We start from the raw sequence: 2,958 nt of genomic DNA on the forward strand, positions 1-2,958 counted from the left end.
CGCGGATGGGGGGCCGCCGGGGGGAAGGGCCGTCAAGGCGCCGGTGGACCGCCGGGTGCGCAGGCGGGTGGAAGGACGACGGACGATGGCCCTGAACCATGGCCGCGGGGACGCGCGGTACAGCCGGGACGTGGAGCTGAACCCGATCTTCAGCCGGGAGCCCGTCACAGTCCCCCGGTACGCGATGCCCGAGGGCCCGATGGAGCCGGACACGGCCTACCAGCTCGTCCACGACGAGCTGATGCTGGACGGCAACGCCCGGCTGAACCTCGCCACCTTCGTCACCACCTGGGCCGATCCGAACGCGCTGCGACTGATGGCGGAGTGCGCGGACAAGAACATGATCGACAAGGACGAGTACCCGCAGACCGCCGAGCTGGAGCTGCGCTGCGTGCACATGCTGGCCAGGCTCTGGCACGCGGAGGACCCGCGCCATGTGATCGGCTGCTCGACCACCGGATCCAGCGAGGCGGCGATGCTCGCCGGGCTCGCGCTGAAGCGGCGCTGGCAGCAGCGGCGCCGGGCGGAGGGGAAGCCGGCGGACCGGCCCAACCTGGTGATGGGCGCCAACGTGCAGATCTGCTGGGAGAAGTTCGCCGAGTACTTCGAGGTCGAGCCCCGGTACGTGCCGCTGGAGGGCGACCGCTACCACCTGACCGCGGAGACCGCGCTGCCGCACTGCGACGAGAACACCATCGGCGTGGTGGCGGTGCTCGGCTCCACCTTCGACGGCAGCTACGAGCCGGTGGCGGACATCGCCCGCGCGCTGGACGAGCTCCAGGAGCGCACCGGCCTGGACGTGCCGGTGCACGTGGACGGCGCCTCGGGGGCCATGATCGCGCCGTTCCTCGACCCGGAGCTGGAGTGGGACTTCCGGGTGCGCCGGGTGGCCTCCATCAACACCTCCGGGCACAAGTACGGGCTGGTGATGCCGGGGGTGGGCTGGGCGCTGTGGCGGGACGCCGAGGCGCTCCCGGACGACCTGGTCTTCCACGTCAACTACCTGGGCGGGGACATGCCCACCTTCGCGCTGAACTTCTCCCGGCCGGGCGCGCAGGTGGTGGCGCAGTACTACACGTTCCTGCGCCTGGGCATGGAGGGCTACCGCCGGGTCCAGCAGACCTGCCGGGACGTGGCGACCGGTCTGGCCGCCCGGATCGCGGACCTGGGGCCGTTCGAGCTGCTGACCGACGGGAGCCAGGCGCCGGTCTTCGCCTTCCGCGTCAAGGACGGGGTGGGCGAGTACAGCGTGTTCGACGTCTCGGCGGCGCTGCGCGAGCGCGGCTGGCTGGTCCCGGCGTACACCTTCCCCAAGGACCGCGAGGACCTGGCGGTGCTGCGGATCGTGGTCCGCAACGGTTTCGGGCACGATCTGGCCGACCTGCTCCTCGAGGACCTGCGGCGGGTGCTGGACCGCCTGGAGCGGCAGCAGGGGCCGCAGCGCAGCGCCGAGGACGCCGGCGGGTTCGCGCACGGCGCCGAGACCAGGAACCCGCAGCGGGCCGGCCGGCACTGACGCCGCCCGCCCTTCCTCCCGAGGAGACGCGATGTGCCGACTGTTCGGTCTGACCAGCGCCCCGCGCCGGACCCGGGCCACCTTCTGGCTGCTGGACGCCCCGGACAGCCTGCGCGACCAGAGCCGCCAGGACCCGGACGGGACGGGCCTGGGCTGGTTCGGCGCCGACGGCACGCCGTCGGTGGACCGGGCGCCGATCGCCGCGTACGAGGACCGGGCGTTCGCCGAGGAGGCGCGGGACGTGCGGTCGGCGACGTTCCTGGCGCATGTGCGGTACGCCTCGACCGGACGGCTGGAGCCGCGCAACACCCATCCGTTCCTACAGGACGGCCGGCTGTTCGCGCACAACGGGGTGATCGGGCGGGAGCGGGAGATCGACGCCAGGCTGGGGCCGGAGGAGTCGCTGGTGGGCGGGGACACCGACTCGGAGCGGTTCTTCGCGCTGATCACCCATGAGATCCGGGCCAACGGCGGGGACGTCGGCCGGGGCGTCGAGACGGCGGCCCGCTGGATCGCCGCGCATCTGCCGGTCTTCGCCCTGAACATGGTGCTGACCACCCCGAGCGAGCTGTGGGCGCTGCGCTACCCCGACACCCACCGGCTGTACGTGCTGGAGCGCGGGCCGGGCGGCCGGCACGGCGACCGGCACTTGGACCACAGCGGCGCCCAGGGGCGGATGCGGGTGCACTCCGCCGAACTGACGGACGCGCCCTCGGTGGTGGTGGCCAGTGAGCGGATGGACGACGACCCGGACTGGCGGCTGCTGGAGCCCGGAGAGCTGCTGCACGTGGACGGCGGCCTGCGGACCACGGGCCGGATCGCGCTGCCCGACCCGCCGGCCCGTCCGCTCACCCTCGCCGACCTGGAGCCGTCCGCGGCCGCCTCGCAGACGGCGGCGTGAGGGACGGGCCCGGCGCGATCAGTCCCCCCGGCGGTCGCCGGGTTCGCGGTGGGCGTCGCTCTGCACGGACTCCTCGGCGGCCTCGCCCGGACGCATCGCGTCCGCGGCCTCCTTGTCGTGCGCCGGTTCCCGTTCGTCGTCGATGTCCAGTTCGGCCCGCTCGAACTCGTCCAGCAGCTCCTCGGCGGCGGTCTCCGGACGCTTGTCGGAGTGGCTCATCACAGGCTCCCTCGCTCTCGTTCGCTCGCCGGCCGGGGGCGGCGGGGCCGTTCGGCCGGTTCCTACCGGTTTCCTCGGGAGCCCCTTTCCACACCTTCCGGCCCCCGTGGCACGGCCGGCGGGCCCCGGGAACGGTATTCGGACAGGGCGGGCGCGCGGGCGAACGGAGGGATTGCCCGCATATGGAGCGGCCAGGCGGCGGCCGGGGCGCGGGCGCCCGGGCCGGTGCGTACGCGGCCGCCCACCGCCCGGGCGCGGGCGGGGCCCGGCGTGTTCGAGGCCACCTCGCGGTCGGGCGGGCCGGCGGCGGGCGCGAGGGGAC

At 74.1% G+C, this 2,958-nt stretch carries 3 protein-coding genes; 2 read left to right on the forward strand and 1 reads right to left on the reverse strand.

Annotated features, from left to right (window positions below):
• Nucleotides 1-85 precede the first annotated feature (85 nt).
• On the forward strand, nt 86-1,516 hold the full coding sequence (locus C6N75_RS29490) for a glutamate decarboxylase (RefSeq protein WP_105871893.1): 1,431 nt from the start codon (nt 86-88) through the stop codon (nt 1,514-1,516).
• Between the two features lie 31 nt (nt 1,517-1,547).
• Complete coding sequence (locus C6N75_RS29495; protein WP_105871894.1) at nt 1,548-2,417, forward strand: class II glutamine amidotransferase; 870 nt, start codon at nt 1,548-1,550, stop codon at nt 2,415-2,417.
• 18 nt (nt 2,418-2,435) lie between these two features.
• On the opposite strand, the gene C6N75_RS29500 is transcribed toward C6N75_RS29495, so the two are convergent.
• Entirely contained in the window at nt 2,436-2,636 is a 201-nt protein-coding gene (locus tag C6N75_RS29500; RefSeq protein WP_105871895.1) for a hypothetical protein, read from the reverse strand.
• Between the last annotated feature and the right edge of the window lie 322 nt (nt 2,637-2,958).

Source organism: Streptomyces solincola, from assembly GCF_002982015.1.
Taxonomy (GTDB): Bacteria; Actinomycetota; Actinomycetes; order Streptomycetales; family Streptomycetaceae; genus Streptomyces; species Streptomyces solincola.